This is a genomic window from Nitrospira defluvii (assembly GCF_905220995.1).
Classification (GTDB): Bacteria; Nitrospirota; Nitrospiria; order Nitrospirales; family Nitrospiraceae; genus Nitrospira_A; species Nitrospira_A defluvii_C.
In genome coordinates this window covers 870,528-895,748 of sequence record NZ_CAJNBJ010000001.1, presented here as the reverse complement: position 1 = coordinate 895,748, position 25,221 = coordinate 870,528, and the positions used below count along the sequence as shown (strand labels likewise).

Annotated in this window: 25 protein-coding genes and 1 tRNA gene; 15 read left to right on the top strand and 11 right to left on the bottom strand. The window is 56.8% G+C overall.

What is annotated here, in order from left to right:
- Positions 1-79: 79 nt before the first annotated feature.
- The gene (locus tag KJA79_RS04235) at positions 80-1,045 is read left to right on the top strand and encodes an RluA family pseudouridine synthase (protein WP_213040743.1); all 966 of its coding nucleotides are present in this window, start codon (positions 80-82) and stop codon (positions 1,043-1,045) included.
- Positions 1,046-1,325: 280 nt separating this feature from the next.
- Positions 1,326-1,748 carry a hypothetical protein gene (locus KJA79_RS04230; protein WP_213040742.1) on the top strand — a complete coding sequence of 141 codons (423 nt, stop codon included), beginning with the start codon at positions 1,326-1,328 and terminating at the stop codon, positions 1,746-1,748.
- A gap of 76 nt (positions 1,749-1,824) precedes the next feature.
- Here the strand turns inward: KJA79_RS04230 and KJA79_RS04225 are convergent, their stop codons facing one another.
- The gene (locus KJA79_RS04225; protein ID WP_213040741.1) at positions 1,825-2,004 is read right to left on the bottom strand and encodes a hypothetical protein; all 180 of its coding nucleotides are present in this window, start codon (positions 2,002-2,004) and stop codon (positions 1,825-1,827) included.
- 63 nt (positions 2,005-2,067) lie between these two features.
- Here KJA79_RS04225 and KJA79_RS04220 point away from each other — a divergent pair, with 63 nt between their 5' ends.
- Positions 2,068-2,508, top strand: coding sequence for a GNAT family N-acetyltransferase (locus KJA79_RS04220; RefSeq protein ID WP_213040740.1), 441 nt, complete (start codon positions 2,068-2,070; stop codon positions 2,506-2,508).
- An 87-nt stretch (positions 2,509-2,595) separates the two neighbouring features.
- Here KJA79_RS04220 and KJA79_RS04215 read toward each other — a convergent pair whose 3' ends face one another.
- From KJA79_RS04215 to KJA79_RS04205, 3 genes are all read right to left on the bottom strand, one after another.
- The gene (locus KJA79_RS04215) at positions 2,596-3,417 is read right to left on the bottom strand and encodes a metal ABC transporter permease (protein WP_213040739.1); all 822 of its coding nucleotides are present in this window, start codon (positions 3,415-3,417) and stop codon (positions 2,596-2,598) included.
- Between the two features lie 104 nt (positions 3,418-3,521).
- Positions 3,522-4,301, bottom strand: coding sequence for a metal ABC transporter ATP-binding protein (locus KJA79_RS04210; RefSeq protein WP_213040738.1), 780 nt, complete (start codon positions 4,299-4,301; stop codon positions 3,522-3,524).
- A gap of 58 nt (positions 4,302-4,359) precedes the next feature.
- Positions 4,360-5,286, bottom strand: coding sequence for a metal ABC transporter substrate-binding protein (locus KJA79_RS04205; RefSeq protein WP_213040737.1), 927 nt, complete (start codon positions 5,284-5,286; stop codon positions 4,360-4,362).
- 145 nt (positions 5,287-5,431) lie between these two features.
- Here KJA79_RS04205 and KJA79_RS04200 point away from each other — a divergent pair, with 145 nt between their 5' ends.
- Positions 5,432-6,616, top strand: a complete 1,185-nt coding sequence (locus KJA79_RS04200) for an anhydro-N-acetylmuramic acid kinase (RefSeq protein ID WP_213040736.1) — start codon at positions 5,432-5,434, stop codon at positions 6,614-6,616.
- A gap of 15 nt (positions 6,617-6,631) precedes the next feature.
- Positions 6,632-7,150, top strand: a complete 519-nt coding sequence (locus KJA79_RS04195; protein WP_213040735.1) for a DUF2726 domain-containing protein — start codon at positions 6,632-6,634, stop codon at positions 7,148-7,150.
- Positions 7,151-7,210: 60 nt separating this feature from the next.
- On the opposite strand, the gene ybgF is transcribed toward KJA79_RS04195, so the two are convergent.
- Positions 7,211-7,726, bottom strand: coding sequence for a tol-pal system protein YbgF (gene ybgF, locus KJA79_RS04190; protein ID WP_213040734.1), 516 nt, complete (start codon positions 7,724-7,726; stop codon positions 7,211-7,213).
- Positions 7,727-8,057: 331 nt separating this feature from the next.
- On the opposite strand from ybgF, the gene KJA79_RS04185 reads away from it, so the two are divergent.
- The gene (locus KJA79_RS04185; protein ID WP_213040733.1) at positions 8,058-8,891 is read left to right on the top strand and encodes a right-handed parallel beta-helix repeat-containing protein; all 834 of its coding nucleotides are present in this window, start codon (positions 8,058-8,060) and stop codon (positions 8,889-8,891) included.
- Between the two features lie 17 nt (positions 8,892-8,908).
- On the opposite strand, the gene KJA79_RS04180 is transcribed toward KJA79_RS04185, so the two are convergent.
- Positions 8,909-9,841, bottom strand: a complete 933-nt coding sequence (locus KJA79_RS04180; RefSeq protein WP_213040732.1) for a GGDEF domain-containing response regulator — start codon at positions 9,839-9,841, stop codon at positions 8,909-8,911.
- A gap of 560 nt (positions 9,842-10,401) precedes the next feature.
- On the opposite strand from KJA79_RS04180, the gene KJA79_RS04175 reads away from it, so the two are divergent.
- On the top strand, positions 10,402-11,166 hold the full coding sequence (locus KJA79_RS04175) for a lytic transglycosylase domain-containing protein (RefSeq protein ID WP_213040731.1): 765 nt from the start codon (positions 10,402-10,404) through the stop codon (positions 11,164-11,166).
- Between the two features lie 363 nt (positions 11,167-11,529).
- On the opposite strand, the gene KJA79_RS04170 is transcribed toward KJA79_RS04175, so the two are convergent.
- From KJA79_RS04170 to KJA79_RS04155, 4 genes are all read right to left on the bottom strand, one after another.
- Positions 11,530-12,834 carry a BamA/TamA family outer membrane protein gene (locus KJA79_RS04170; RefSeq protein ID WP_213040730.1) on the bottom strand — a complete coding sequence of 435 codons (1,305 nt, stop codon included), beginning with the start codon at positions 12,832-12,834 and terminating at the stop codon, positions 11,530-11,532.
- A gap of 808 nt (positions 12,835-13,642) precedes the next feature.
- The gene (locus KJA79_RS04165) at positions 13,643-14,707 is read right to left on the bottom strand and encodes a PDDEXK family nuclease (protein ID WP_213040729.1); all 1,065 of its coding nucleotides are present in this window, start codon (positions 14,705-14,707) and stop codon (positions 13,643-13,645) included.
- A gap of 108 nt (positions 14,708-14,815) precedes the next feature.
- Positions 14,816-15,499 carry a hypothetical protein gene (locus KJA79_RS04160; RefSeq protein ID WP_213040728.1) on the bottom strand — a complete coding sequence of 228 codons (684 nt, stop codon included), beginning with the start codon at positions 15,497-15,499 and terminating at the stop codon, positions 14,816-14,818.
- A gap of 144 nt (positions 15,500-15,643) precedes the next feature.
- Positions 15,644-17,218: an AAA family ATPase gene (locus KJA79_RS04155; RefSeq protein WP_213040727.1), complete on the bottom strand. Its 1,575-nt coding sequence runs from the start codon at positions 17,216-17,218 to the stop codon at positions 15,644-15,646.
- 251 nt (positions 17,219-17,469) lie between these two features.
- Between KJA79_RS04155 and KJA79_RS04150 the strand changes: the two genes are divergently transcribed.
- From KJA79_RS04150 to KJA79_RS04135, 4 genes are all read left to right on the top strand, one after another.
- Entirely contained in the window at positions 17,470-17,718 is a 249-nt protein-coding gene (locus tag KJA79_RS04150; RefSeq protein ID WP_213040726.1) for a plasmid mobilization protein, read from the top strand.
- Between the two features lie 145 nt (positions 17,719-17,863).
- A complete protein-coding gene (locus KJA79_RS04145) occupies positions 17,864-18,871 on the top strand; it encodes a replication initiation factor domain-containing protein (protein WP_213040725.1) in 1,008 nt (335 codons plus the stop codon).
- 43 nt (positions 18,872-18,914) lie between these two features.
- Entirely contained in the window at positions 18,915-19,208 is a 294-nt protein-coding gene (locus KJA79_RS04140; RefSeq protein WP_213040724.1) for a helix-turn-helix domain-containing protein, read from the top strand.
- The gene (locus KJA79_RS04135) at positions 19,205-20,305 is read left to right on the top strand and encodes a tyrosine-type recombinase/integrase (RefSeq protein ID WP_246507413.1); all 1,101 of its coding nucleotides are present in this window, start codon (positions 19,205-19,207) and stop codon (positions 20,303-20,305) included. Before KJA79_RS04140 ends, KJA79_RS04135 begins: the two co-directional genes overlap by 4 nt.
- Positions 20,306-20,322: 17 nt before the next feature.
- On the opposite strand, the gene KJA79_RS04130 is transcribed toward KJA79_RS04135, so the two are convergent.
- Positions 20,323-20,399: transfer RNA gene (locus KJA79_RS04130), tRNA-Met, on the bottom strand.
- Between the two features lie 87 nt (positions 20,400-20,486).
- On the opposite strand from KJA79_RS04130, the gene fmt reads away from it, so the two are divergent.
- The 4 genes from fmt (at position 20,487) to pheS (ending at position 25,217) form a co-directional block, all read left to right on the top strand.
- Entirely contained in the window at positions 20,487-21,437 is a 951-nt protein-coding gene (gene fmt / locus KJA79_RS04125) for a methionyl-tRNA formyltransferase (protein WP_213041363.1), read from the top strand.
- A gap of 61 nt (positions 21,438-21,498) precedes the next feature.
- Positions 21,499-22,941 (top strand): 16S rRNA (cytosine(967)-C(5))-methyltransferase RsmB, encoded by a 1,443-nt coding sequence (gene rsmB, locus KJA79_RS04120; protein ID WP_213040723.1) that lies wholly within the window; start codon positions 21,499-21,501, stop codon positions 22,939-22,941.
- The gene (rpe, locus tag KJA79_RS04115; RefSeq protein WP_213040722.1) at positions 22,941-23,642 is read left to right on the top strand and encodes a ribulose-phosphate 3-epimerase; all 702 of its coding nucleotides are present in this window, start codon (positions 22,941-22,943) and stop codon (positions 23,640-23,642) included. The genes rsmB and rpe overlap by 1 nt, the downstream gene beginning before the upstream one ends.
- A gap of 30 nt (positions 23,643-23,672) precedes the next feature.
- A complete protein-coding gene (gene pheS, locus KJA79_RS04110; RefSeq protein WP_213040721.1) occupies positions 23,673-25,217 on the top strand; it encodes a phenylalanine--tRNA ligase subunit alpha in 1,545 nt (514 codons plus the stop codon).
- Positions 25,218-25,221 lie beyond the last annotated feature (4 nt).

The window sequence follows — 25,221 nt, the reverse complement described above, 5'->3', positions numbered from 1 at the left end:
GGAGCGGGCACCTTGTGTTTGACCAGCCTCTGTGGCAGCCTATGACTACGCATGTTGCAGGATGTCAGGCAGTCACCACGTGAATAGGGTAAGCACCACTCCGGTTGAAATTGTTGTGACCGGTGGAGAATCGTCGAAGCGGATCGATGTCTTCCTTGCCAATCGCGACCCGACTTTTTCTCGCTCGGCCTTGCAGCGTTTGATCGGGGAAGGGCGCATTCTCATCAATGGGCAGACAATCCGGCCGAGCCAGAAGATCAAACCTGGTGACCGCATCCGGCTGGAGGTGCCGCGGCCTGAACCGCTGGACCTCAAACCCGAAGCCATCCCGTTTGATATTCTCCACGAAGATGCGGAGTTGCTCGTGCTCCATAAGCCGGCCGGCCTCGTGGTACACCCCGCGCCTGGGAATTGGTCAGGGACGTTGGTGAATGCGCTCCTGCATCACTTCGCCACATCGGGCGTCACTCCGTCGCATATTGGAGGCAAGGAGCGTCCTGGCCTCGTACACCGGTTGGATAAGGACACATCCGGGGTGATGGTGATTGCCAAAACGGACCAGGCGCATCGCGCACTGGCTGCACAGTTCAAACTCCACACGATCACCAGGGTGTATGAAGCCTTGATTTGGGGGGGCCCCAAGAAGGGCCATGGCCTCATTGAACTGGCGATCGGGCGCGATACCAAAGAGCGGAAAAAGTTTTCGGCGCGGACGACCAAGCCAAAACCCTCGGCGACCGACTATCAGGTGGAGGAGCGGTACGGCAAGATCGCGGCCTATGTGCGCCTCTTTCCCAGAACGGGACGCACTCATCAGCTGCGGGTCCATCTCACGTCAATCGATCATCCCATTCTCGGGGATAAGACATACGGCGGGGCCAAAGTGATGTCGGTGGCCGGGGTGACGATTCCCCGGGTCATGCTCCACGCGCGCACGCTGGGATTTACGCATCCCAACGGCGGGGAGTATCATGAGTTCGATGTGCCCTGTCCGCCTGATATGGAGCAGGTGCAGGATCTTCTTCGCGCAGCCATGGCGCACTAGCGCGATGGGGAAACAGTCTGCCAGCAGACTGCTCGCATCACTCAGAAGCTCATCGTACAGCTCGAGTACGATTCGCTTCTTCGCTCGCTGTAGCCTTGCTGGACGGTGATTTTGCGCATCCTGCTGTGATTCTGCGCCGATACGGCACGTAGGCCGATCGCAATATATGATGCAGAAATAAGTTTTTTCGTGGCCTGCCAGGAGTTCCGGGTGATCGGCCTGGGCCAGATTGAAGCACATGCCGAACATGACGGTCGGCGAGAGTGAGGAGTGACGAACGATGGAAACCAGTGCCGTGCTTGACCGGATCGGTGAACTGATTGCGCAGCTCAAAGGCTACGCCTCCAAGTTGCCGACAGTCGTGCATCTCGCATCCGTGCCGACCGGGGTCAAACCTAAACCGGAAGCCGTGGAGGCGTTCGAGCAGGCACTCTTGCGATTTCGGGAGCAAAGCGGGCGTTCTCCATATAGGGGCCTGCAGGACTATCTCATCGAATCGCTCGAAGCGTTCGAGGTCGGCAACGTGCTGGGCGCGGTGCAGCCGCTGCTGGCTGTCCTCGATCATCTGGAACGGATGCAACGGGACAAGGAAATTAAGGTGACTCCCGCAGAAGAGAAGCGGATGGGGGAGTACCGCAGCGCCTTGGTGAAAATCCTCCCCGGTAGTCAGCCGGAGCTTGAGGGGGCGGGGCGGGGCATGTAGGGAGGCTGTCGTGAGTGCTCAGTGTTGAGGGGATGAATTGAATTGCCAACTCAGCACGTAGAGCTCGTCCGACGAATCAGTGCCCCATCTTCGGGCCGGCTGCATTCGCCCCAGCGGTGACCAGTTGAAACCGGACGGTTGAGCCGCAATGCGGGCACTTGGCACGGACGGTCTGCTCATCGAGCACTTCGTAGTGATCTTGCTTGAGCCACATCAGCTGAAAGCACTTCGGACAGCTTCGTACTTGCGTTCCCATGGTCTTCCCCTTACACTACGGTGAATCGTCTCCCCACGCGCGGAGGGATTAATTTAGTACAAGATGCCTCCTGCTCTCAAGACCGGCCAACGACCCATCACATTTTCCGATCGCAACGATTTTGACGCGGCAGAACTGATTCAATTGTACCGGCAGGCTCCGTGGGCGAAGGATCGGGCCCTTGAGCAAGCGAAGGCGATGTTAGCCCACACGGATCTCGTGATTTCGGCCTGGGACGGATCCCGGCTTGTCGGCTTCGGGCGCGTGCTGACGGACTATGTGTTCCGGGCCTCTATCTGGGATGTGATCGTCGACCGCGACTATCAAGGTCAGAAGATCGGTACCGAGATTGTGCGCCGCATTCTCGACCATCCCACGTTGCAACAGGTTGAGTTGTTCTGGCTGTGCACGCGACGACCAGGCTTCTACGAGAGGCTTGGCTTCAGCGCCAAAGAGCAGACCGGCATGGTCTGGTCGCGAAAGAGTTCGGGCTCGCAAGCCTGAGTTGTCTCTATCCCGGTCAAGGTCCCCCGTTCACATTTGCTTGTGTGATGAGCCTGTGCCTCAGGGGATTCCTCTGTCCAACGAGGGCTATTCAGGATGCACGCGATGGAGTCGTTTGGGGGAGCAGCAGACCGCGAGGAAAAAGAGCGCGGTGGCGAGCAGAACGATGGACGGCCCCGAGGGTAAGTCGAACATGTACGACAGCAAGACGCCTGTGACGGCGCAGAACACGCCGATGAGCATGGAGTAGAGCGTCATCTGGGTGAGACTATGGGTGAGTTGGTAGGCCGTCGAAGCCGGAATCAGGATCATGGCAAATACTAGAATGGCGCCGACAGTCTTGAGTGCAATCACCACGGTCAGGGCCACCAGTGTCAGGAGGAGGTAGAAAATCTGCCTGGCCGGCACGCCGGAGGCTGCGGCCATCTCCTGATCGAACGCGATAAAATATAATTCCTTCGACAGCAGAAGGATCGTTCCCAATACCCCGACGCTTAACCCAACGATCGTCAGGAGTTCCTCCTTCGTGACGGACAGCACACTGCCGAACAGGTATCCGTAGACCTCCGGGTTGTATGTCTTCATCAGGCCGAGAAACAGAATCGCCAATGCCATCGTGGCGGTGTAGAGGATGCCGATCGAGACATCCAGTTTCATGCGGCCCTTTTCCTCAACCCAGCCGGTGATCCAGACCGTAGCCAGTCCAAAGACGATGGCGAGGCTCAGAGGCGGAAGCCCGAGAAGGTAGGCGAGCGTCACGCCGGCAAAAGCGGCATGGGCCGTTCCAGCGCCGGCAAAGGCCAGTCCTCGCAGCACCACGAACACGCCGATGACGGAACAGACAGATCCGACCAAGGCGGCGGCCAACAGGGAGCGTTGCATGAAATCGTACGCGAGCAGTTCGAGCATGGTGTTAGTCGATCATGGGAACGTGTCGGACCAGCAGAGGGGATGTGGCCGATCCTTCAGACGCCCAATGGATAGGGCGCCTGCCTCACCCCTCACGAGAGTCTTCAATGGTGGTGGTAGTCCTCCACGATCACAAAGTCCTTGTCGGTGATGACCAGTTCCTTGCCATAAACCTGACTCAAGATGTCCGGTTGCAGCACCTCGTGCGGGGGACCCGCCGCAAACAGTTTTGTCTTGAGCAGCACTAACCGGTCGACTCGTGAACGGATCATGTTGATGTCGTGGGTAATCATGAGAATGGTCAGTTTCAATTGCTGATGCAGCTGTTGGATGAGTTCTACCACGCTATGTTGTGCCGTGAGGTCCAGGCCGGTGGTGGGCTCGTCCAGCAGAAGAATGCGGGGCTGTTGCGCCAGTGCCCGGGCAATGAAGACGCGCTGCTGTTGCCCGCCAGACAGGGCCCCCAGGGCCGAGTCCCGGTGGTGGTCCATGCCGACTTGCGTGAGGGCTTGCCGGGCGATGTCACGATCCTTTCCTGAGGGGCGTCGAAACAGGCCGAGCGCTCCGTAGCGACCCATCATGACGGCTTCCAGGACGGTGACCGGAAAGTTGCGATCGAGCATGCCCTTTTGCGGAAGGTATCCAATGAGGGCCCGGTGGTGGCAACGGAGTTCCTCACAGGCACAGTCGAGGACACGGAGGGTGCCGCTGAGGGGGGCCATCAGGCCGAGTACGGCGCGGCAGAGCGTGGTTTTCCCCGATCCGTTCGGGCCGATCACGCCGACGAATTCCGACTCCGGAATGGACAGCGAAATATCCTCCAGTGCGATGGTGCCGAGAAATCCGAAGGTGGCATGGTCGAAGCGAATAATGGGATGGCTCATGCGCGGCGTGTTCGATGGAGCTGCTGGGTTGTCGTCGATGTTCGAGTGGAAGCGGCGGTTATGTCTGTTCCAGGGCCCGTGCCAATTGGAGCACATTATAGCGGAGCATGTCGAGGTAGGTCTCGGTGCCCGGCAGACCTCCGGGGAGCGTGGTCAAGACAGCGATATGTGCTCCGGTTTCCCGTGCCAGGAGCTGCGGAACCTTCTGATTCAGCTGCACCTCGGAAATGATGACCCGAATGTGGTCGCGCTTGATGGTCTCGATCAGCGAATGGAGGTGTCGTGCAGAAGGTTCCCCTCCGGGTTGCGTGAGGATGGTGCCCGCGATGCGTAGGTCGTAGCGCTTGGCGAAATAGGGCCAGGCCGGGTGATGAACAATGATCGCGCGATTCGGTAGCTGTTTCAAGAGGCCCAGTGTTTCATCCTGGACGCGGGCGAGTGTTCGGAGGTAGGTCGTGGTATTCGTGCGGTAGTCTGTCGCATGGACCGGGTCTACTGTGGCCATCGCGTTGAAAATGTGCTGTACCATCGTGGCGGCGGAAGAGGGGTCGAGCCACACGTGGGGATTCCCGGCCTGATGGCCGTGTCCATGCGCATCTCCGGTTGGTTCCGGTTGATCGTGAATCAGCGGAATGTCTTTGGACGTCGTGATGACTTGCAGCGAGGCATTTCCCGCATTTTTGACGAGCGACGTCACCCAGACCTCAAGTCCCGCACCGACTTCGAACAACAGCGCCGCCTTTCGGACCGCTACCAGATCGCTGGGTTTGGGCGAGTAGGTGTGTTCGCTCTCGTAGCCTGTCATGAGGGAGACGACGCGCACATGCGCGCCACCGACCTGTTGCACCCAGTCTTTCAAGACAGGGAGCGTGACGACGACGTTGAGTGGTTCAGCTGCGGCCGCCACGTGAACCGGAGCGGATGCGCTCCACTCAAACGGTGCGGCAAGGGCGATGAGCAACACACAGAGGATCAGGCGACACATCCGGCGGACGGTAACACCCGATTTCCGCAAAGTCAACGCGACACCCAGGCTGATTGCGCCGCTTGACCCGTTGCCGGCTTTCGATTAGCGTAGCGCACCGAAGCCGAAGTGAAGGCTTGGGTCTGGTTGGCGAGAGGAGCGCGGGATGAAGGTGGTCGGACTCATGTCCGGGACGTCGGCTGACGGGGTGGACGCAGCGTTGGTGAATATCGTCCGACGGGGCGGCATCTCGCGGATCACCCCGCTGGCCTTCGCGTCTCTGCCCTATTCGCGGACCCTGCAGCAACGACTGGTGGAGCTCTCGCTTCATGGGCAGGTGGCGGAGATCTGCCACATGAATGCCTATTTGGGGGAGCTGTTCGCAAACGCCGCACTCCGTGTTATTCGCAAGGCGAACTATCGGGCGACCGATATCCAGTTGATCGGATCGCATGGGCAAACGATTCACCATTTGCCCAAGGGGATTCGGGAGCCTGGCGTGGGAGTCGTCCGATCGACGCTGCAGATCGGCGAGCCGGCCGTTATCGCAGAACGCACGGGCATCACCACGGTGGCGAATTTCAGGCCGCGTGACATGGCGGCGGGGGGAGAAGGGGCTCCGCTGGTTCCCTATGCCCATGCGATGGCGTTCCGCCATCCTCGGCGATGTCGCCTGGTCGTGAATATCGGCGGGATCAGCAACGTGACCTATCTCCCTGCGGGAGGGGGCGTGCAGGACTTGCGCGCGTTCGATACCGGTCCCGGCAACATGGTGCTGGATGCGATCATGCGGGTGGTGACGCAGGGGAAACGGTCGTACGATGTCGGAGGCAGAATGGCGCGGCAAGGGACGGTCAACGAGGCGTTGCTTCGAGAACTCATGGCCCATCCCTTCCTCATTCGGCGTCCGCCGAAGTCGACCGGAAGGGAAGAGTTCGGTGCCCCGTTCGTTCAGGCGCTCGTGGCCAGGCAGCGAACATTGCGGTTGTCCGTCGAGGTGCTGCTGGCGACCTGCGCGGCCTGGACCGCTGAGGCGATCGGCTCCTGTCGGCGATGGATCTCCGGTGAGATTGATGATGTGATCGTCGGTGGCGGCGGCGTCTACAATCGCGCCATTATGGATGCGCTGCGCGGGGTGTTTGCGCCGGCGCCGGTGTTGACATTTGATGACTGTGGCTGGAGCAGCAAAGCCTTTGAGGCGACAGCGTTTGCCCTGCTCGCTCACGACATGCTGTATGGGCAATGCACGAATGTTCCAGGGGTGACGGGCGCACGCCATCCCGTGGTGCTCGGTTCGGTAGTGCCCGGAGGGGCGGGTGTGCCGGTCATACAAGCACGGCGTTCCCGCTGATCCCATCAGGCTCGTATGGAATTACTGTATCCAATTGTCGGTATCGGCGCACTGGTGTTTCTGGGAAGTCTGGCCTGGGAGACATTCGGCCGCCGACGCGCACCCGACGCGTCGGCGGGTAGCCCTGCGACTGGGATGACGTTTGCGGCGAAACCGTTGTTGACCGACCGGGAGGTGCAGCTCTATAACCTGCTGCGACTGGCGGTGGAAGATCGGTATCTGCTGTTCACGCAAATTCCGCTCTGGAGCATCCTGGATCTCCGGGCGCCATCCGGCACTCCACCGGCCATGACGCTGCGTGAACTGGCGCTCAAACGCGCTACGTTCGTGCTGGTGCATCCAGGCAGCCGATTAGTCGAGAAGGTGGTGCAAGTGGACCCGCCGGTACCACATGACGCTCCGGATGCGGCGGACGAGGCGCTGTTTGACGGGGCGCTCCGGGCAGCCGGTGTCCAACTCGTGCGACTGAGCCCACTGCATACCTACACCGTTCCGGGGCTCGTGACCGTGTTGGATCTTGCCGACCCGGACTGAGGTTGCGTGATTGCCCGGGCGGTGAGGCGGTGGGAAGTGCCTGGCCGCCTGCTGCCGTTGTTAATTCGGCCCGGTTGCCACTGGTTCACCCTTTGCGGCGTCGGCTTCCAGTGCCTTACGGGCAACTTCGGCTTCAGGGCTGTCGGGATATTGGCCGGTGACCCGCTCATACATCATCTGCGCTTTGTCGCGATCGCCCTGCTTGGTATAGATTTGTCCGATCTTGAGGGTTGAGGCGGCGAGTTTCTGGCTCATCGGGTAATCGGAGATGAGTTTAAAGAACGAGGCCAGCGCATCGTTGTGCCGACCCATACGGTACTGACATTCACCCATCCAGTACTGCGCATTGGCTGAGAGGGACGACTGCCCATGGAGTTCGAGGAAGAAGCGAAATCCCGCGAGCGCGGCCGGGTAGTCCTTATGTCGAAACTCCTCCATGACGCGATCGTAGAGGCGGTGTGCGGCATCCGGAGGCTGGGGCGTTGCCGCGAACAGGTTGGGCGTGGCGGTGAGGGTGCCCAAGAGCAGCAGTGCGGCGGTGAGGCCTCGTAGTGAATCTGCGATGAATCGAGCCATGGTCATGAGAGTCCCTCTTGCTTCCGTGGTGATTGGGGTGGTTCTGGCCGCTCGTTGTGCCGTCTCACTATGAAAGAACTACACCAGTGTGAGGGCCGACAGAAATCTGCCGTGAAATTGGATGGTTCGGGTCTTGATGGCATCGGAGGCATCCGGTTTGAGCCGAACATCCTGTGCGGAAAGCAGACAGAAGTGTACGGAAACTGCTTGGGGGAGGACGGCACAAGCGCGGCTTGACAGATGCCGGTTGGTCAGTTGTTATTGGTTAGCATGCGTTCGTTTCGCTGAGCCGCGACTTCGTGCAAGCGGGACGAGCATGGTGCAGGTGTGTATGGAAAGACCCTATGCCCCTGGCTCCCCTGGAGCAGGGAACGAACCGCTGCATGAACCGCCGCCCAATCCTAAAGGGGGCAAGACGCTGATCGTCGATGCCCGCGATCCCCACGCGTACCTCCTGCCGAGCGCGGCGCTGAAAGATGCCGGGGAAAGCGACCAGATCTTTATCCGTCCCGGTGTCTACGAGGATAAGGTGTTTATGGCAGATCGGCCAGTCCGGCTCATCGGGGCCGGCCGAGATCATGTTCAGATTTATAGCCGCCGCGGAGGACCGCTGTATGTGCAGAGAGTGCCTGGCGGCATCATTACGGGGATCACCTTCCGGTACGTAGGAAGCGATCAGCATTCAGCGATGAATCTGCTGGATTCGGTCTGTACCGTCACGCAATGCCGGGCCACGGAAGGCGTGTTGTCGGGAGTCGTCATCTATGGTCCGGAGGCCCGCACCACCTTTGTCGACAACGAGATCTGTTACAACCGGGAGTCCGGCATTTTTGTATTTGCGGGCGCCCAGCCGCGCGTGGCCGACAACCAGTGTTTCGGCAACCATCATTTTGGATTAGCCGTGCGAGATCCCGGTAGCCATCCGGAATGTGTGCGCAATGTGTGCCACGCCAACATGCTCAGCGGCATCCTGCTCTTCCACCACGCAGAGGCACTGTTGTTGGGTAATACCTGTCGCGACAATCAGCACTGGGGGCTTGTGATGACACCGGATACGCATCCGACGCCGTCGCACGAAGAGCTGGTGAGCGCGAATGTGTTCCTGCCCAATCCCCGAGGTTCGCTGGTTGTGACGGAGCAGCCGCTTGCTGATATCGGACGGTAGGAACGCGGGGCTTGCGGTTAGGGCCGCGACGCGGGCTCGCTCGATGCTGAGCGCCCGGCTGGTGCATGAAAATGAAACCGCCCCCCACCTTGCTGTTTTGCGGCATACATGGCTTTGTCCGCATGCCTGAGCAGTTCGTCGATGTTGTCATCATCAGACGGGTAGAGTGTGATACCGATGCTCACGCCGATGGAGAGATGATGGGGCCCGATCTGAAACGGAGAACCGATCGACTCCACGATCCGCTTTGCGACAACCAAGACATCGTCTTCGCCTGAAATGCCTTCCAGGATCGCAGTGAATTCATCGCCGCCCATGCGTGCGACGGTATCGACTTCACGCACGGAGTCCAGCAAACGCTTGGAGACTTCCTTTAGCAGCTGATCGCCGACATCGTGCCCGAGGGTGTCATTGACGGCCTTGAAGCGATCGAGGTCGAGCAGCATGACGGCCAGGGGCTGATCCTTCCGCTTGCTGCGCGCCATCGCATGGACGAGGCGGTCACGAAAGAGGGGGCGGTTGATCAGTCCGGTCAGTTGGTCGTGCTGCGCCAGATAGGTCAGCCGCTCCTGTGCTTTCTTGCGCTCGATCGCATACAGAATCGAGCGCGCAAGAAACTCGGTTCCGCCGTCTCCTTTCACCAGATAGTCCTGCGCGCCGTGTTGGAGCGCTTGCAACGCAAGCGGATGGTCATCATGTCCGCTTAAGACCACGACCGGCACGTCGGGGCTGGTTGCCAATACCTGGGTGACCGTGCTGAGGCCATGGGTGTCGGGGAGCGAGAGGTCGAGCAGCACGGCGTCGAACCGGCCGCGGCTCAGTTTGACGAGTCCGTCCGACAACGTGGAGGCATGGGTGATCTCGAACTGATTGAGGGACCACTCGGCGAGGAGGTCCTGCGTGAGTTGGGCGTCCACGGCGTTGTCTTCGACGAGCAGCAGCTTGATCATGAGGTTGTGTCCATGCCCTGGAAGAAGGCAGTTGTGGCGTTCCAACAGTGTAAGGGTGGGGCTGCAACACAGTGGGTGAAAGTCATGGAGAGGAGAGTCGTCATCGTGGGTGGAGTCTATCCTGCTGACAAATCAATATGTCGGCTGCGCATTCCGTACGGGTGATCTCTGCGCTGGAGCGATTCTAACACGACGATTTCAACCTTCAAACAAGAGCCTGTTTCTGCGTGGGGGCCTTCCTGCCGGTTGATTCCATTCAGATCGGCACAGGAGACGCCTTGCCGGCAACGACCATGCCGAGCGTGCCGGCGATACTGTAGTGTAACGACGAGGAATGAGCGAACGGCCAAAATATGGCCAGGCCATGACCAAAAACAGCTCTCCTCGTTCGACCGTTTGTCCAAGAGTTGTCCCCGGGGCAGGTGATAAACACATGAAGAGATTGGGGGAGGGCGCTTTTGTACACGGGAAGCGAGTGGCACGAAATCTGCGGGAGTCAGGCTGGTTCGCGACGTGCCGGAGTGCCTGCACCATACGCTGCGGGAACAATGGGAGGATGTATGTCCCACGCAGGATGTGTCACGAAGGAGCTGGGCCCCACGATTATGGAGCAGAGCGAGGCCGGGGAGCGGACCTCTGTCGCCTGGGTGATTCCACTGGTGATTGCGAGTGCCCTGGTCGTCGGAGAGTCGGCGTCCGCCGAGAGCGAGATCTATGGATATGTGGGGGTGAACGGCCTGTTTGAACTGACGAATGTCCCGACTGAGCAGCGGTTTCGCTCGGCTGACTCCCGCGCACGTCGATTGACGCGTCGGGTGTCGGTGGAGGAAGTGGAAGAGGCCGTGGAGCGGTACGCCTGGCAGTTCCACCTCCATCCGGCCCTGCTCCTGGCTGTGATCAAGGCCGAGTCGGACTTCAACCCGACGGTCATCTCGAGAGCGGGGGCGGTGGGGCTGATGCAGTTGATTCCTGAAACGGCGATTCGGCACGGTGTGCGCAACTTATACGACACCGGCGACAATATCCGCGGCGGCGCGCGGCACCTGCGCTATTTACTGGATCGCTTCAACGGCAACCTACGGTTGGCGGTGGCCGCGTATAATGCGGGAGAGCGACGAGTCGAGCGATATCGTGCCATCCCGCCTTATCAGGAAACCCGTGACTACGTTCGGAAAGTGATGATCTACTACAAGAATTTCCGCGGGGATTATCAAGTCAGTCCCGGAAAGGCGGTGCTACTTGCCATGCATCACAGGCCGTTGCAACTGGCATCGCAGTCGACATCCGCGGAGCTTCGCAGCACCCGGCCCATATTGGGTAAATAGCGTTCTTGCGTAGGCGTCTGCATTCAGCCGGAGCCGTTACAAGACGAAAAAATGAAAAAGCCGACCAGGTGGTCGGCTGCTGTTTGGATGTTCGGGATAAGAGGCGTTGGTTGCGGGGGCCGGATTTGAACCGACGACCTTTGGGTTATGAGATGCCTAATGGGTGATTTGCTAACGCTCTGATCTTTCGTCTGGTTTCTCGCTTTATCTAATTCAGTCAGTAGCTTACACGATTCTGTATGGTAGAGTTCTTTCCATTGATTCTGGTCTATTTGCGCGAAGTTTAGCACAAATTTAGCACAATCCAATGTGTGAACCTTGGAGGTGATGCCCCCCTTTTGTACGACTCATGACCGAGTTGTCCTAGAAATATTGTGTAATTCCAAATTGCACCAGCGAATTCGGACTTGGAGCCAAAAGTTGGGCAAAGTCCACCCGCAAAAGGGTATTGGCCAGAAAGGTAGGAATGAGCCGCACTCCACCGCCCACGTTGATTGCATTCTGCCAACCTCGCGTCCTCCCTTCGTCCGTGAAAGACTGGAAGGTGCCGAAATCCGAGAACACGACGCCTTGCAACGCCCAGCGTGGCGCGAGAGAAATCGCATGGCGGAACTCCAGGTTAGTGTAGGCCTGCGCACGGTTCCGATAGAGGTTATCGGATAGCCCTCTGATCCCCGTGATACTTCCGAGCAAGAGGCTGTGATTCGGATTGCCTGAATTATTCACGGCCTCCGCCACGCCGTTGATCATGAACACCGTCGTAGGCGCTAAAGGAAGACCTTGCAAGTAGCGCACGCGGGCCTCATGGCGCTGTTCATTCGAGCCCAGGAAGTATCCTGGCCGTAATTCCAATGAGAGTCGGTAGCCCTTGGGCACCAGATCATGCCAATGATATTTATCCCAGAAGATCTCCGGCGCGAGGCCCACATAGTAACCGTTGGTCGGTGCCGTGCCTTTCTGATCCTCGACGAGTTCTCGATACCCTTCGACTACGATTTCGTACCGTAACGGGGAGCCATAGGCATACGGGGCTTTGAGTTCTAATTCCGTACCGATGCGATTGCGGGTCCAGGATGCGGCAGAATCGGCAAAGCGAATGCCGTTGCTGTAGTAAAAGCCTTTCAACTCTTTCGCAAACCGGTCCGGCTGGAAGGCATGTTGGGAGAGCCACACATCTACGTTCGGGCCTCGCTGACTGTAACTAAATTGCGCGCCCAGTTGCGCACCGGTCCCACCCAGGTTGTATTCGACGAGTCCCCCCGTTGCATTCAAGTCCTTCACGCTCGTGCCACTCGTGAAACTCAAGATGGGGGAGAGCGTAAACTTCTCATGCACATCGACCGCAAGACGAGAGGCTTGAATGGTCACGACGACATGATCAAAGAGGCTCAGGTTTCGGATGCGCCGTTCGAATTCGGCAAGCTCCGCCTGTGTAAATCGTCCCGGCACGGGTCGAGGCAAAAGCTTCCAGATGGTCGCTTCTTTCGTGTTGATGAGCCCATTGACCTGTGTCTCACCAATGAATATTGGTTCGGGATCGACAGCCCCGTTGTCCGCAGACACCATGAGGGGCGAGACGAGAGGCAAGACGAACGTAGCGCAGAAGAACCCAACACTTAGCACAAGATAGAAAAATGATGATCGCACAACGAAAAAAGCTAACCGCATGATGGCCTCCAGCCAGAAAAAGACCAGACAACGGGCGACTGTTCGAACGAACAGACCAACCCAATTGATGGAGACAACCGCTGCGGATCAAATACGAAGAGCTAGGAGGAACGAGGGAGGTCGAAACCGAGAAGCATAACTTGAGGCTGGAAAGGACCTTCCAGACACATATGAGAGGGATGACGGCTTAGGAGAGATGCCTGTCGCGTCAAACTGCGTGATCAATTGGAGTGGTGTCGCTCCCGCCGAGGAGTCGCCAGCTGGGGAAGGCATGAGCACGTGCTCGGCACTGTTGTCGGGTTCTTCTGAGATGGGCTCTGCCCCAGACACGTCACTAAGTGCTGAGGACTCGAACGACAAATCAACCACAAGATCTCCACTGATCACGCCAGCCAACACGATGGCCAGCCAGGTGACCGTGAGAAATAGTGGTGCAGTCTTAAATCGAGCCATAGTGTAGCCAGCTGTTTTAATTCCTAAACTATAGAGCCGCCTGGGTGGACTGTCAAATTGACGGATTGATTTGAGCCTTGAGAGTCGATACAAAGCAGTTTTCACAGTGGCTTGATTTTGCGAAGGTTTCCCCGTTTATCGTTTCGAATTAAGCAGTTAACGGCAGTCTATGGATTCTACTAATTCGAACCAATATGAGCGATTTTGAAAATTTTTAGCACAAATTTAGCACACGACCGTGGGGTGAACGCCTTCACTGAGACAGGTTGGCATTAGCAAACGTGTTGGTTTTGATTTTGATCCCCTCCGGGGCAGCCTTGGCCAAAGTATGCTGCCACTGTCGACCCGGTGGATTTCAAGAAACTCGTTCGGTGTCAGGGGCCGAGGGAGTGTCAGCAGTCAAGAACGATTCCAATGTGGCAAGCAGCCTTTGAGACTCCCCGCCGTTTAAGTATGGCACCTTGATAGTTCTAGCCCAGAAAAAGTTTTTTCCTGTAGCTCTTACAATTTCTGAAGCAGGCATAAATCTAATCAACCCAGCTTGCCGATTTGGGATCGGCGTCAGAAACCTTACGGCTCGGTATTGCTCTTCGTCGCCGTTTTTACGAACTGGGCCATACACTTCGCCCGCGGCAATAAGCCCAACCAACTTATGGTAAAAGAAGACTATGTCGCCGGGGTTAAGATATTCGACTACATACTGGATGTCACCATAGGCGGCGACTTTTGAATTCTCAACCATTTCCCATATACAGTTTTCACCGTAGGATCGATTGGTGTCAAAAAGGACACCTTTAATTTCCGACGGATTTCTATGACGATCATACGGAAAAGAAAAAAACTCGAAATAGCGCGTTCCGTTTACATCGTAGATTCGGTAGGGAAGAAACTCCACTAACAGCCCCTTTGACTTCCAGTAGTCAATTGCGTCGATTAACGACTCATTCGCTGCATTTCCCACTACATAGAGGCTTTGCCGACGATTGAAATCCACCGGATCGAGGGGAGTCGAGAGCTGAAAAGCTTCTTTATGCGCCAGACATAAATCAACGCAAGCAAGCCCTGACTTCTCAAGGTATATTTTGTAACGGCGATCAAGTTCAGCGTAGACCCAACGACCGGCCCGCTGAGTGTATCCAATCGCCTGCAGAACCGCTTCTTCTCCGGCCACTCCTCGTTTCAATTCGAAGATCACCAAATCGCCTTCGCGATTGATCGCGTATAGATCCGCCTCGGACTGCAGTTGCCGCTCCTGGAAGATGGGCAGTAGAGGTGCACCTTCAAACAGAACATCCAAGAGGTGAGTTGCAAGAAGGTTTTCTAAGTCCTTCTCACTTCGTTGCAGATCTGAAGCCGCCAGAAAAGGAAGCGGTTTGAGTTTGCCGAGCCCTTCGCTAGAAGGTGTAAGGCGGTACAGCATATGCGAAGTCCTAACATTGCCTATTCACTAAAACTTGCTGTCTGTTGAATTTGCTCCACTCAAAAACACAGTGAGACATATCGAAATTAAGGTATGCTAATGCAGTGCTTAAGCCAGAAGCCTGAGGCGTCGTGATGGTAACTTGCCGGTTGTTAGCGCAAGCTTTATAACTCCAAGAGGATATCCGCAATAACTCTTGAGTTGGTTCAACATATTATCCCCAATCTCTCGCCCCCAGTTGCGATCGCATGTCCAAGCGCTTCCATTCGGAAACCGAACCTTGTAATGACTTCCATTCGAGGGAGTTTCGAAGGAGATCGCACCAAGACTGGAGTAGCGCTGTTTAACATCCTCAAAACTAACTTTAATTTGATAGGCATGATCAGGCAATTCCCATTCATAAGCGTCCTCCAATGTCCCTATTTCTTTAGGACCGATCAGAGGGAACATTCGAGAATATCTGCTTACATGGTAAGTAGCAGTATCCTGACCCGAGAAGCCTTTGTCGCATGCCACCCCAATGAAGTAACCCGCCCCTCGTATTGATTTATCGTGAAGCTTTAGCAATCTGCCAAGCTCATCAGACCATTGCCACACTCTTCCATCTTCTGTGGCTCCGCTCGGGACGGGATGAGGGACATGTCCTGTCACGGCAAGTACATCTACCATTATGGTGTGGGTATTCGGCTGCAAGAATAGTTGGCTCAGCAATCTGTATATCTCTAGCAATAGAGCGGGACGTTTAGAGGTCCAATCCATCTCCTCTATGAAATCTCTCAGCGTTACCGTCATTACCAGCGACACCTTGGATTCAAGTGCGTGATCCGTGAGACTGCCTAAAGCTGCCGCCGCTACCTTTAAATCTCGCTCACTTCGTGGAAACGTATGGTCAAGAATGATGGGGGACGGACAAAGCAGTGGGGGCATAATTACAGTTTATGCGTTACTAGGTTTTGATGTGCTAATGAAATTTCTTTGGGCCTTTAACAGGCGAGAACTAAGGGACATCGCCTCTCCAAAGAATGAAGGGGGCCAATCAGGGACTGTTCCATCTGGCTGGAGGTTAAGATTGTGCACGATCGGCCCACTGGCAGTCATCTCCATGAATATGATACCCACCCTCTTTGCCACTTCGTTTGACGGGTCCTCTGCTGCGAGCACACGAATCGCATTAACTAAATGCTCACTGTGAGTTTCTATAAGAACCTGCTTTCCAGCTTTCACCATTTCGATAAAGAATACAGCTAGTCGGACTTGCAATCCTGGATTTAGATGCAATTCCGGCTGCTCAATAATTAGTGTACTGTTTGGTGAGGCAAGCAAGCCTCTAACGAGAATTGGTAATACTTGAGAATATCCAAATCCCGAATCGGTGAGAGCATGGGAGCTAGCCCCAGAAGGAGCTCTTAACAGCAGTTCTACGAGCACATCCTTAGTAGCAGATAGCTTAATTTCCTGGGGGGCATCTGCGGAGTGTCCCATTTCACCTGTGCGAAGATAATGCAGCCAATGGTTGAGGCCCCCTTCAAGAGTGTCTAGCTGTTGCGGACTTAGTTGATTCACACCGGGCGCGCCACCAAATATTTTCTCATTTCCCCGCTGATGAAGAATTGAAGGTAGGAATGCGCCTGTAGAGTCAAAATCTGGAGCGTCGTCCAGGCTAGCAACATAATATCTCTGGGCAGGGGTGCGAAGCGGGCCTAAATAGTGGATACTTTTCAAAGCCCTTTCAAGGTCAGACTGGGCATAGTGAAGTTGCGTTGGAAGAGGCCAAAATATTTGTTGGTCTGTTTTTAATTTCTTGCCCTTTTTGCCCATTTGGGATCTCACACCTGCAGGCAATAGTCCTGCAAGGAATGCCTGATAACGCTCGAAATCAGTTTCCTTGTCTACCCCGACACTTTTCAAATGCCCCATCGCTTCCTTAGAAAAAAAGGACGGGACCAAAAGTTCATATCGTTCAAAATTTTTCTCTTCCGTTGCCTTTCCAAGAGTCGAGACAATTTTCCAATGGAGTAAAGAATTACCTAGATAACCTATCTCAAAATTCGCCTCTTTTAGAAACCCTTGAGTCCTTGCAAGCGATGCTTCTTTTTTATCGAGGCTAAATCTGAACGAAGCGGTCAAGGTGTAAGGTAGCCATGCATTTTTATCGGCAACCTGGTGGGAAGTACGGCCATTTTTCATTGAGATAAGATCTTCTATTGTCTTCCGCCGCAATCGATCCTCAATTGTTATTGAGATCCTTATATCTTCCTCCAGCATGTTGTTCGAAACGAACGAAGCATAATTTCCCAGGTCTGCCTGATTTGACACAAACCTTAATCGCCCATCAGCACCCTCGTAACTTTCCGGTACGACAACGCTTTGTCTCAAAAGAAGCAAGGTCTTCAGTAACGTGGATTTGCCAGCGCTGTTGGTGCCACAAAAAACCTGGAGCGGGTGGATAGGGAAAGTCCAGCCAGTACCACTGAAAAGGCGAACATTATCTATTGAGATTGAGCGAATCATTGGACGAGAAATTATCACAAAATGTCATTTCGTCTCTACAATGACAAATTTCTCTTATTAACGGTCTCCCGTCATTCCACAAACTTGCAGCCTCGCAAGGTTGGAGTTCTTGAGCGAAGCAGTAGGGACAGCGCATGCAGCTACTCCACTCGGCCATTACAAAATGTAGACTGGATCGTCCCTAGCGCTGGAAGCTTGACAACGGCAATATGAAGTGTAATATATGTCGTAATATATGCTAGGAGGCCGCCATGAAAAGTGACGACACAAAGAAAGAAACGCTTCAATTTAAGGTGACTGACCAGGAACGCAAGCTCATTGAGCGATGTGCCAGCGATGAAGGGACAACCGTCTCCAAGTATGTCCGTGGTGCAGTCCTCATGAGTATGGTGATGGATGGCAAGGCCGAGGCCATCAAAATTGTAGCGAAAGAAGTGGGCGAAAAAGCGTTTGCCGTCGTCCGCCAGAAGCTCACTCGACCGGTTCAGGAAGGACGTTGAAAAGAGTGCTGTCCGCCTCACCATCAACAGGCAAAGCCGGTCCGCGCCGCATGCCGTCAGGCTGGGGCGCGGAGCGGAATAGCCCCCGTCTTGGTAACACGGGGGCTCTCACCACAGGGTTCCTTATAGGAGTTCGATAGGTTCCATGGATTCTGCCTTCACCCTCTCCATTGATTGGCTCGCCTTTACGGTACTGGCGAGTCGGCCTCAAGAGACCATGAAGGTCCTTGGCGGAGACTGGAGTCGGGCCAAAGGCGGCTTTCGAGGCTATCCCCTGTCCTGGATCAGGTCGGATGGAGGACGGGGGGTCGGCAAGCTTGGCACGAATGCCCCTCGTCGCCCGAATGAGATCCATGTCGATCTGTCTGGTGGACTCGTCTCTGCTCTGACCCTCGATCAGGTTCGGGTTCTCTTGAAATGGATTCATGAGCAACAAGGCCATGTCACTCGGATGGATTGTGCCCTCGATGACCGAGCCCGGACCGTTCCGATGGCCACCATTCGACAAGCCGTAGCAGATGGTCACTGCGTCACGCGGGCCGCTCAGGTAAGGCAGATTGTGTCTAACCTGACTCGTGGTACCGGTGCGACCACCGGCGAAACCATGTATTTCGGCAGTCCTCAGAGTCAAACCTTGTTGCGTATCTATGACAAACGTCTGGAGATGCAGAGCAAGGAACGAGAGAACTGGCAAGAGTTTGGCGTGCGGTGGGAATTGGAGTTCAAACAAGACCGCGCCCAGCTCTGTGCCCGGGCCTTGGCGAATTTGGATGAAGCCGACTGGAAGGAATGCGTTGTGGGATTGCTTCGCATCTATGTGAACTTCCGGCAGATCCCAAAAGACGCCGAAGAGGAAGATCGCTACCGGGCTCCCATGCTGGAGTGGTACGCCCTCCTGACGGAGGGATTTCAGAAGGGGCGATTGGCCCAGGAGAAGCAGGTGCAGACCCTGCAAAACGTGAAACGATGGGTGAGCGACACCCTGACGCCAATGCTGGCGGTAATTTGCGCCACCCCTGGTGGGGAAGAATGGCTACAGCACGAGATTGTCAGGGGCATCTCCCGGTGGAAAGACCGGCACCGGAACTTGCTCAAGCAACCACCCAATCGGTTTGTCACGTCTGCCGGCGGTCACGCGGGCAGGCCATGTTAGGGGTACTGGGGGTGTCGCGAGACTCCCCCGGTGTATCTGCACCATGCTTACGACGAAAGAGCTGTCGGCTTGGCTCAACATCAAGCCGTCCACACTGTATCTCTGGGCCTCACAGAACAAGATTCCGCACTGTCGCATTCATGGCCTCATCCGGTTTGAACCGGACGCCATCCAAGCATGGTTGAACACCTTCAGTGCACCTATGAATAACCCTCCTCGCCTCACTCGGCATGACGCCAGGGACGTAGACCACCTGATTGCCGTGGCCAAAGCTGCTCACTATACTCCCAGGCGCGAGAAACCAGACCAAGACAGGGCCAAACAAGGAGGGCGATGATGGCACTGTTTCGGCGAAACCGAGTCTGGTGGATGGGGTTTTCTTACTGTGGCAAACAGGTCAGAAGATCCACTGAGGTGACGGATAAGAAGGTGGCGGAAAAGATTTATCACAAGGTGAGGACTCAGATCGCTGAAGGGAAGTGGTACGAACCAGCAAGGGGAGCTGATAAGACGGTGAAGGAATTGTTGGAGCGCTATCTCCGAGATCATTCAGCGGTCAATAAGTCTCCCTCTTCTCAGCGAAGTGATAGGTCCGTGGCGCTGCATCTCATTCGTTCATTCGGGGATCTCACCCTAAGGGAGTTACGTCCGTCTCTTATTGCAGCACATAAGGCGAAGCGACGAGCAGAAGGGGCCGCGGCCAAGACCATTAATATCGAGTTAGGGATCTTGAGCCACGCTTTTCAGCTTGCCGTCAAGGAATGGGAGTGGGTCACGGAAAATCCGGTGATCCGTGTATCGAGGGAGAAGGTGCGTAACATGATTGAGCGATGGCTCACGGCAGAGGAGGAACAGCGATTGTTGGCCGCCTCTCCGCAATGGCTACAGGAGATCATTGTCTTTGCCGCAAACACGGGGCTTCGACAAGGAGAAATCTTAGACCTCCAATGGTCCAGGGTTGATCTCTTCCGGAAGACGATTACGTTGCTGGAGCAAAAGAATGGAGCGAAGGATACCCTTCCAGTCAACGCAAAGACGTTTGAGGTACTGAAAGCCAGAGCACGGGTTCGCTCGCTCAAAACTGATTACGTGTTCTTCAACGGCGCGGGTAATCGGATGGATGCGCGAGACCTGCTTCGCGTGTTTTACCCTGTCATGCGAAAGGCAGAAGTGAAAAACTTTCGTTTTCACGATCTGCGCCATACCTTTGCCACCCGTCTTGTGCAGGCCGGAGTCGACATCTATACCGTGCAGAAACTTGGACGATGGAAAACCATCTCCATGGTGATGCGGTATGCCCATCATCATCCAGAGAGTTTGCGTGCTGGTGTGGAGATCTTGGATCGCGTTCCGGCAGGGGTTAGCACAAATTTAGCACAATCGGTGTCTCACACGAGTGCTAAAGTCGGGACCGAAACTGCTCTAAGTGGTTGAAAGATAAGATGTAAGGTTGGTTGCGGGGAGAGGATTTGAACCTCTGACCTTTGGGTTATGAGCCCAACGAGCTACCAGGCTGCTCCACCCCGCGACCGGATAGTAACAGGCAGGTGAAACGAGAGTCAAGGAAGCTGCCGCGAGAATTGCATTCGCGAGGGGAGAATGATAAAGCGTGAGCATGCGCATCGTGTTTATGGGAACACCGGACTTCGCCGTGCCGTCGCTGGAGGCGTTGCTGAAGTCGGACGACGAAGTGGTGGGAGTGGTCACCCAGCCGGACCGGCCGAAGGGGCGCGGACAGGACGTGATTCCCTCTCCAGTGAAAGTCGTCTGCCAGCGTGAAGGCATCCCCGTGTTGCAGCCCCTGAAGATGAAAGACCCTGCCTTTTTGGATGCGTTGCGCCAGTGGGCTCCTGACGTGATCGCGGTGACGGCGTTTGGCCGGATTTTACCGCCGGTGATTTTGTCGCTCCCGCCGCATGGCTGTATCAACGTGCACGGATCGTTGCTGCCGAAGTATCGCGGGGCGGGCCCCGTTCAATGGGCCATCATGCGAGGGGAGCGGGAAACCGGTATCACGACCATGTTCATGGCCGAGGGGATGGACACCGGCGACATGTTGTTGCGTGAAACGGTGGAAATTCGTCCGGACGACACGGCGGGGACGCTGGCGGTTCGTCTTGCCGAGGTGGGCGGACGATTGTTGGTTGAGACCTTGCGCCGTCTCAAAGCGGGGACGCTCACTCCGGAACGACAGGATGATGCGCAGGCAACCTTGGCGCCCCTGCTCAAGAAGGAGGATGGATTGATCGATTGGACGTTGACGGCCGTGGAGATTGCCAATCGCGTGCGTGGCTTGTCTCCTTGGCCGGGTGCCTATACCTTCGTGAACGGGGAGCGCTGGGCCCTGTGGCGTGTCCAGGCCAGCGACGAATCGACGGGAGCTAGCCCCGGGACCGTGACCAAAGTTGCCAAAGACCGGGTTGAGGTCGCGACCGGTGGCGGGACCATTCACATCATCGACATTCAACCTTCCAACAGTCGGCGGATGACCATGGCCCAGTATTTGGTAGGCCATCGGTTAGCTGAAGGCCTCAGTTTGCAGGCCGCTCCGCCGCCGGCGGGATGATCATGCGCGCATTATTCACGCGCCGCTGACGACCTTCCCACCGTAATCGATTTTTCTATTCATGGTTTCTGATCCGCAAGCACTACAGCCGATTGACGCCGCATCCGCGGGGCGTCGTGCCGCCATGAAGGCGTTGGTGGCGATCGAAAAAGCCGGGTTGTTGAGCGATGATCTGTTCGATCAGGTTTCGGCTTTCGCCTCGTTGGATCAGCGGGACCGGGCCTTCATGGTCGAGCTTGTCCGCGGCGTGCTGCGCTATCGGGCGACGCTCGACTGGCGGCTGGGTCTCTTGTCGGATCGGCGGATCGCAAAATTGCCCACCCTTGTTCAGGCAGTGCTGCGGTTGGGGGCGTACCAACTGCTGTATCTCGATCGTGTCCCGGATTCGGCTGCCGTCAATGAGTCCGTACGTTTGATCAAGCAGCAGAGCCGTCGCCTCGGGCGAGACTGGAGTGGGTTTGTGAATGCTGTGCTCAGGGGGCTACTGCGATCGCCGGAACCGGCCTGGCCGGATGTGGTGCAGGACCCGGTGACGGCCTTGAGCGTCCGGTATTCCTGTCCAGCCTGGATGGTGGAGCGATGGTGTCGCACTTGGGGCACTGAGCGGGCCGAGGCCTTGTGCCGAGCGACGGTTGAGATGCCTCCGTTGACGCTTCGGGTGAACCGACTCCGAACTTCGCGTACCGCGTTCCTGGCCGAACTGGCTGCGGCCAATGTTGCCGCCAGCCCGACGTTGATCAGCGAGGTGGGCGTTCAGCTGGCTCGCGCCACCTCCGTCGCAGACCTTCCGGGATATGCGGCGGGACATTTTTATGTCGAAGATGAGGCGGGCCAACTCATTCCGTTGCTCCTGGACGTACAACCGGGACAGCGGGTGCTTGATGCCTGTGCGGCGCCGGGAGGAAAGACGACGCAGGTGGCAGCGTTGATGGAAAATCGGGGGACCATCGTCGCTGTTGATCGGGCCACCGCACGGCTCAGTTTGGTGATGGAAAACTGCCGGCGCCTTGGGGTGAACATCGTCACCCCGCTCATGGGTGATATGCGTGAGCTGATCCAGGCAGAGACGGCATCGGGAGCAGGACGGTGGGCCGTTGCAAGGCGTGAGTCAGCGCTCTCCGTGCCGTTTGACCGCATTCTGCTCGACGCGCCCTGCAGCGGCTTGGGGGTGTTGCGACGCCATCCGGACGGCAAGTGGTACAAAACCCCGGAGAGCATCGCACAGCATCGATTGGTGCAGCAGGACTTGCTAGCGGAGACGAGTCGTCTCTTGCGGCCTGGTGGGGTGTTGGTCTATAGTACCTGCTCGATCGAGCCGGAAGAAACCGAATCGATCATCGACGAGTTTTGCCAGTTTCATTGCGAATTTCAGCGTGAGTCGGTCGCGCCTTGGTTGCCCCCAGCCGGTCTGCCGTTCGTGACCCCTCAAGGGGATCTATCTACGATGGCGAACATGAACAGGATGGATGCGTTTTTTGCCGCTCGTGTGCGGAGGAGCGAGTGATGGTCGGTCGGACCGTACGTATTGCCCCGTCTATTCTGTCGGCTGACTTTGCCCGTTTGGCCGAAGAGGTCTCGCGGGTGGAGAAGGCGGGCGCCGACTGGCTGCACATTGATGTGATGGACGGCCACTTTGTTCCCAACCTCACAGTTGGGCCGCCCATCGTCGAAGCGCTGCGGAAAGTGACGACGCTTCCGTTGGATGTCCATCTCATGATGACGAATCCGGATGCGTTCATCGCGGAATTCGCCGAAGCGGGAGCCGATTATCTCACGGTTCATGTGGAGACCTGCCCTCACCTGCATCGGACGGTTCAGTCGATCAAGGAGCGCGGCGTGAGGGCCGGCGTCACGCTAAATCCCGCCACGCCGGCGGTGATGTTGTCGGAAATTGTGCGTGACGCCGATCTCATCCTGATCATGTCCGTGAATCCGGGATTCGGCGGACAAAAGTTCATTCCCTCGTCGCTTCAGAAGATTGCCGAGGTTCGCGGGTTGATCGACCGCACCCACAGCCATGCGCTCTTGGAAGTCGATGGCGGCGTGAAGCCGGACAATGCAGATGCGATTCTTGCGGCAGGTGCGGACGTGTTGGTGGCGGGGTCCGCCGTATTTTCCGGTGACGACTATGCTGCCGCCATTACCGCGTTGCGGGCCGGATACGAATCTGCTGCTCGAACAGCGAGGACTGCCGCTGCCCGATGATCGACGAGGGCCAGACCGCACCCCTATTTCATGGATAATCTTCATCCCCTCGAAAGCAAAGTGCTGCTGGCTTTAGCCCCGCCGCAGAGTGCCCCGCCGACACTTGATCAGCTTGCGTCGACCGCCGGGTTAGAGCCGTCGCAGTTGAGCATGGCAGTGGAATGGCTCTTGGCCAAGTCCCTGATTGCCGTGCATGCTGAAACGGTGGCGCATATTGCGTCGCTGACTCCGATCGGGGAAGCGTTTTGTGACCAGGCTGCGCCGATTGAACGTGTGCTCTCGGCGGCTCGGGAAGCCGGGCAGACCGGGAAGCGGCTGACCATCCAGGATATTCAGTCCAAGGAACAACTTGAGCCATCCGATGTGAGCAAGGCCGTCGGGACCCTCAAGAAGGAGGGGGCGATTCTCATCGTGCAAGGCGGCTGCATTGAGAGCACCGGCCGGAACAGCACCACCGCTGAGGCCATGCGTGCCTTGTTGCAAGAATTACGGGGTGGGCAACGGGACCTGGAGACGTTCGCCGAGCCGCTCCGATCCGTGCTCCAGCAGCATGCGGTGAAGCGAGGGAATGCGCGCGAGCCCTTCCGTGTGGACGAACGGGTGACACGGTCGTTCGTGTTGACCGATACTGGCCGGAAGGTCGCAGAGCAGTTGTCGCGCGACGGTGTGGCGGAGGAAGTCTCGCAGTTGACGCCGGAACTCCTGAAAGAGGGGGCGTGGCGGACGAAGCGGTTCCGGAAGTACACCATCAGTTTGCGGGCTCCGCGCATCTCGGCGGGGAAGCGGCATCCCTATCGAGAATTTCTCGATCTGGTCAAGCTCAAGCTGGTCAGCATGGGGTTTCAGGAAATGCGGGGAACACTGGTGGAGACCGAGTTCTGGAATATGGATGCGCTCTTCATGCCGCAATTCCATCCGGCTCGCGACATTCACGATGTGTATTTTGTGAAGAACCCCACGCATGCCCGTGATATTGCCGAACCCTATCTCAGTAACGTGACGCAGGTTCACGAGAAGGGAACGGGGGCGGGTTCCACCGGTTGGGGGTATCAGTTCGATGTGGAGCGAGCCAAGCGTTTAGTGCTCCGGAGTCAGGGGACCGCGGTGTCTGCACGTCGGCTGGCGGCGAATCCGTCCGTGCCGGGGAAATATTTCTCCATTGCACGCTGCTTTCGCTACGACCAGGTCGATGCCACCCACGCCACGGACTTTTTCCAGGTGGAAGGGATCGTCTTGGGGGCGGATATCAACTTTCGCACCCTCTTAGGTCTACTCAACCTGTTCGCGCGGGAAGTGGCTCAGGCCAAGGAAGTGAAATTTCTCCCGGCCTATTTCCCGTTCACAGAGCCCTCTGTGGAAATGCATGTGCGTCACCCGAAGCTCGGCTGGATGGAGCTAGGCGGTGCAGGATTGTTCCGTCCCGAAGTCACGACGCCGTTGGGTGTGTCGGTGCCGGTGATTGCCTGGGGGCTTGGGTTGGATCGGATGGCGATGGTGGCCCTGGGGATTCACGATATTCGCGACTTATTCTCGGCGGACCTGGAATTCATTCGCACGATGCGAGGAAGTTTTTAGGACG

What these genes read in the sequence shown, in the direction of transcription:
- KJA79_RS04150 (WP_213040726.1), top strand. Translation starts at nt 17,470, where the DNA reads ATGAAAAGTGACGACACAAAGAAAGAAACGCTTCAATTTAAGGTGACT.
- KJA79_RS04185 (WP_213040733.1), top strand. Translation starts at nt 8,058, where the DNA reads ATGGAAAGACCCTATGCCCCTGGCTCCCCTGGAGCAGGGAACGAACCG.
- KJA79_RS04170 (WP_213040730.1), bottom strand. Translation starts at nt 12,834, where the DNA reads ATGCGGTTAGCTTTTTTCGTTGTGCGATCATCATTTTTCTATCTTGTG.
- KJA79_RS04160 (WP_213040728.1), bottom strand. Translation starts at nt 15,499, where the DNA reads ATGACGGTAACGCTGAGAGATTTCATAGAGGAGATGGATTGGACCTCT.
- KJA79_RS04145 (WP_213040725.1), top strand. Translation starts at nt 17,864, where the DNA reads ATGGATTCTGCCTTCACCCTCTCCATTGATTGGCTCGCCTTTACGGTA.
- KJA79_RS04225 (WP_213040741.1), bottom strand. Translation starts at nt 2,004, where the DNA reads ATGGGAACGCAAGTACGAAGCTGTCCGAAGTGCTTTCAGCTGATGTGG.
- KJA79_RS04200 (WP_213040736.1), top strand. Translation starts at nt 5,432, where the DNA reads ATGAAGGTGGTCGGACTCATGTCCGGGACGTCGGCTGACGGGGTGGAC.
- rpe (WP_213040722.1), top strand. Translation starts at nt 22,941, where the DNA reads ATGGTCGGTCGGACCGTACGTATTGCCCCGTCTATTCTGTCGGCTGAC.
- KJA79_RS04215 (WP_213040739.1), bottom strand. Translation starts at nt 3,417, where the DNA reads ATGCTCGAACTGCTCGCGTACGATTTCATGCAACGCTCCCTGTTGGCC.
- KJA79_RS04205 (WP_213040737.1), bottom strand. Translation starts at nt 5,286, where the DNA reads ATGTGTCGCCTGATCCTCTGTGTGTTGCTCATCGCCCTTGCCGCACCG.
- KJA79_RS04135 (WP_246507413.1), top strand. Translation starts at nt 19,205, where the DNA reads ATGATGGCACTGTTTCGGCGAAACCGAGTCTGGTGGATGGGGTTTTCT.
- KJA79_RS04195 (WP_213040735.1), top strand. Translation starts at nt 6,632, where the DNA reads ATGGAATTACTGTATCCAATTGTCGGTATCGGCGCACTGGTGTTTCTG.
- rsmB (WP_213040723.1), top strand. Translation starts at nt 21,499, where the DNA reads ATGGTTTCTGATCCGCAAGCACTACAGCCGATTGACGCCGCATCCGCG.
- KJA79_RS04210 (WP_213040738.1), bottom strand. Translation starts at nt 4,301, where the DNA reads ATGAGCCATCCCATTATTCGCTTCGACCATGCCACCTTCGGATTTCTC.
- KJA79_RS04230 (WP_213040742.1), top strand. Translation starts at nt 1,326, where the DNA reads ATGGAAACCAGTGCCGTGCTTGACCGGATCGGTGAACTGATTGCGCAG.
- KJA79_RS04220 (WP_213040740.1), top strand. Translation starts at nt 2,068, where the DNA reads ATGCCTCCTGCTCTCAAGACCGGCCAACGACCCATCACATTTTCCGAT.
- KJA79_RS04165 (WP_213040729.1), bottom strand. Translation starts at nt 14,707, where the DNA reads ATGCTGTACCGCCTTACACCTTCTAGCGAAGGGCTCGGCAAACTCAAA.
- KJA79_RS04175 (WP_213040731.1), top strand. Translation starts at nt 10,402, where the DNA reads ATGTCCCACGCAGGATGTGTCACGAAGGAGCTGGGCCCCACGATTATG.
- fmt (WP_213041363.1), top strand. Translation starts at nt 20,487, where the DNA reads ATGCGCATCGTGTTTATGGGAACACCGGACTTCGCCGTGCCGTCGCTG.
- ybgF (WP_213040734.1), bottom strand. Translation starts at nt 7,726, where the DNA reads ATGGCTCGATTCATCGCAGATTCACTACGAGGCCTCACCGCCGCACTG.
- KJA79_RS04180 (WP_213040732.1), bottom strand. Translation starts at nt 9,841, where the DNA reads ATGATCAAGCTGCTGCTCGTCGAAGACAACGCCGTGGACGCCCAACTC.
- KJA79_RS04155 (WP_213040727.1), bottom strand. Translation starts at nt 17,218, where the DNA reads ATGATTCGCTCAATCTCAATAGATAATGTTCGCCTTTTCAGTGGTACT.
- pheS (WP_213040721.1), top strand. Translation starts at nt 23,673, where the DNA reads ATGGATAATCTTCATCCCCTCGAAAGCAAAGTGCTGCTGGCTTTAGCC.
- KJA79_RS04140 (WP_213040724.1), top strand. Translation starts at nt 18,915, where the DNA reads ATGCTTACGACGAAAGAGCTGTCGGCTTGGCTCAACATCAAGCCGTCC.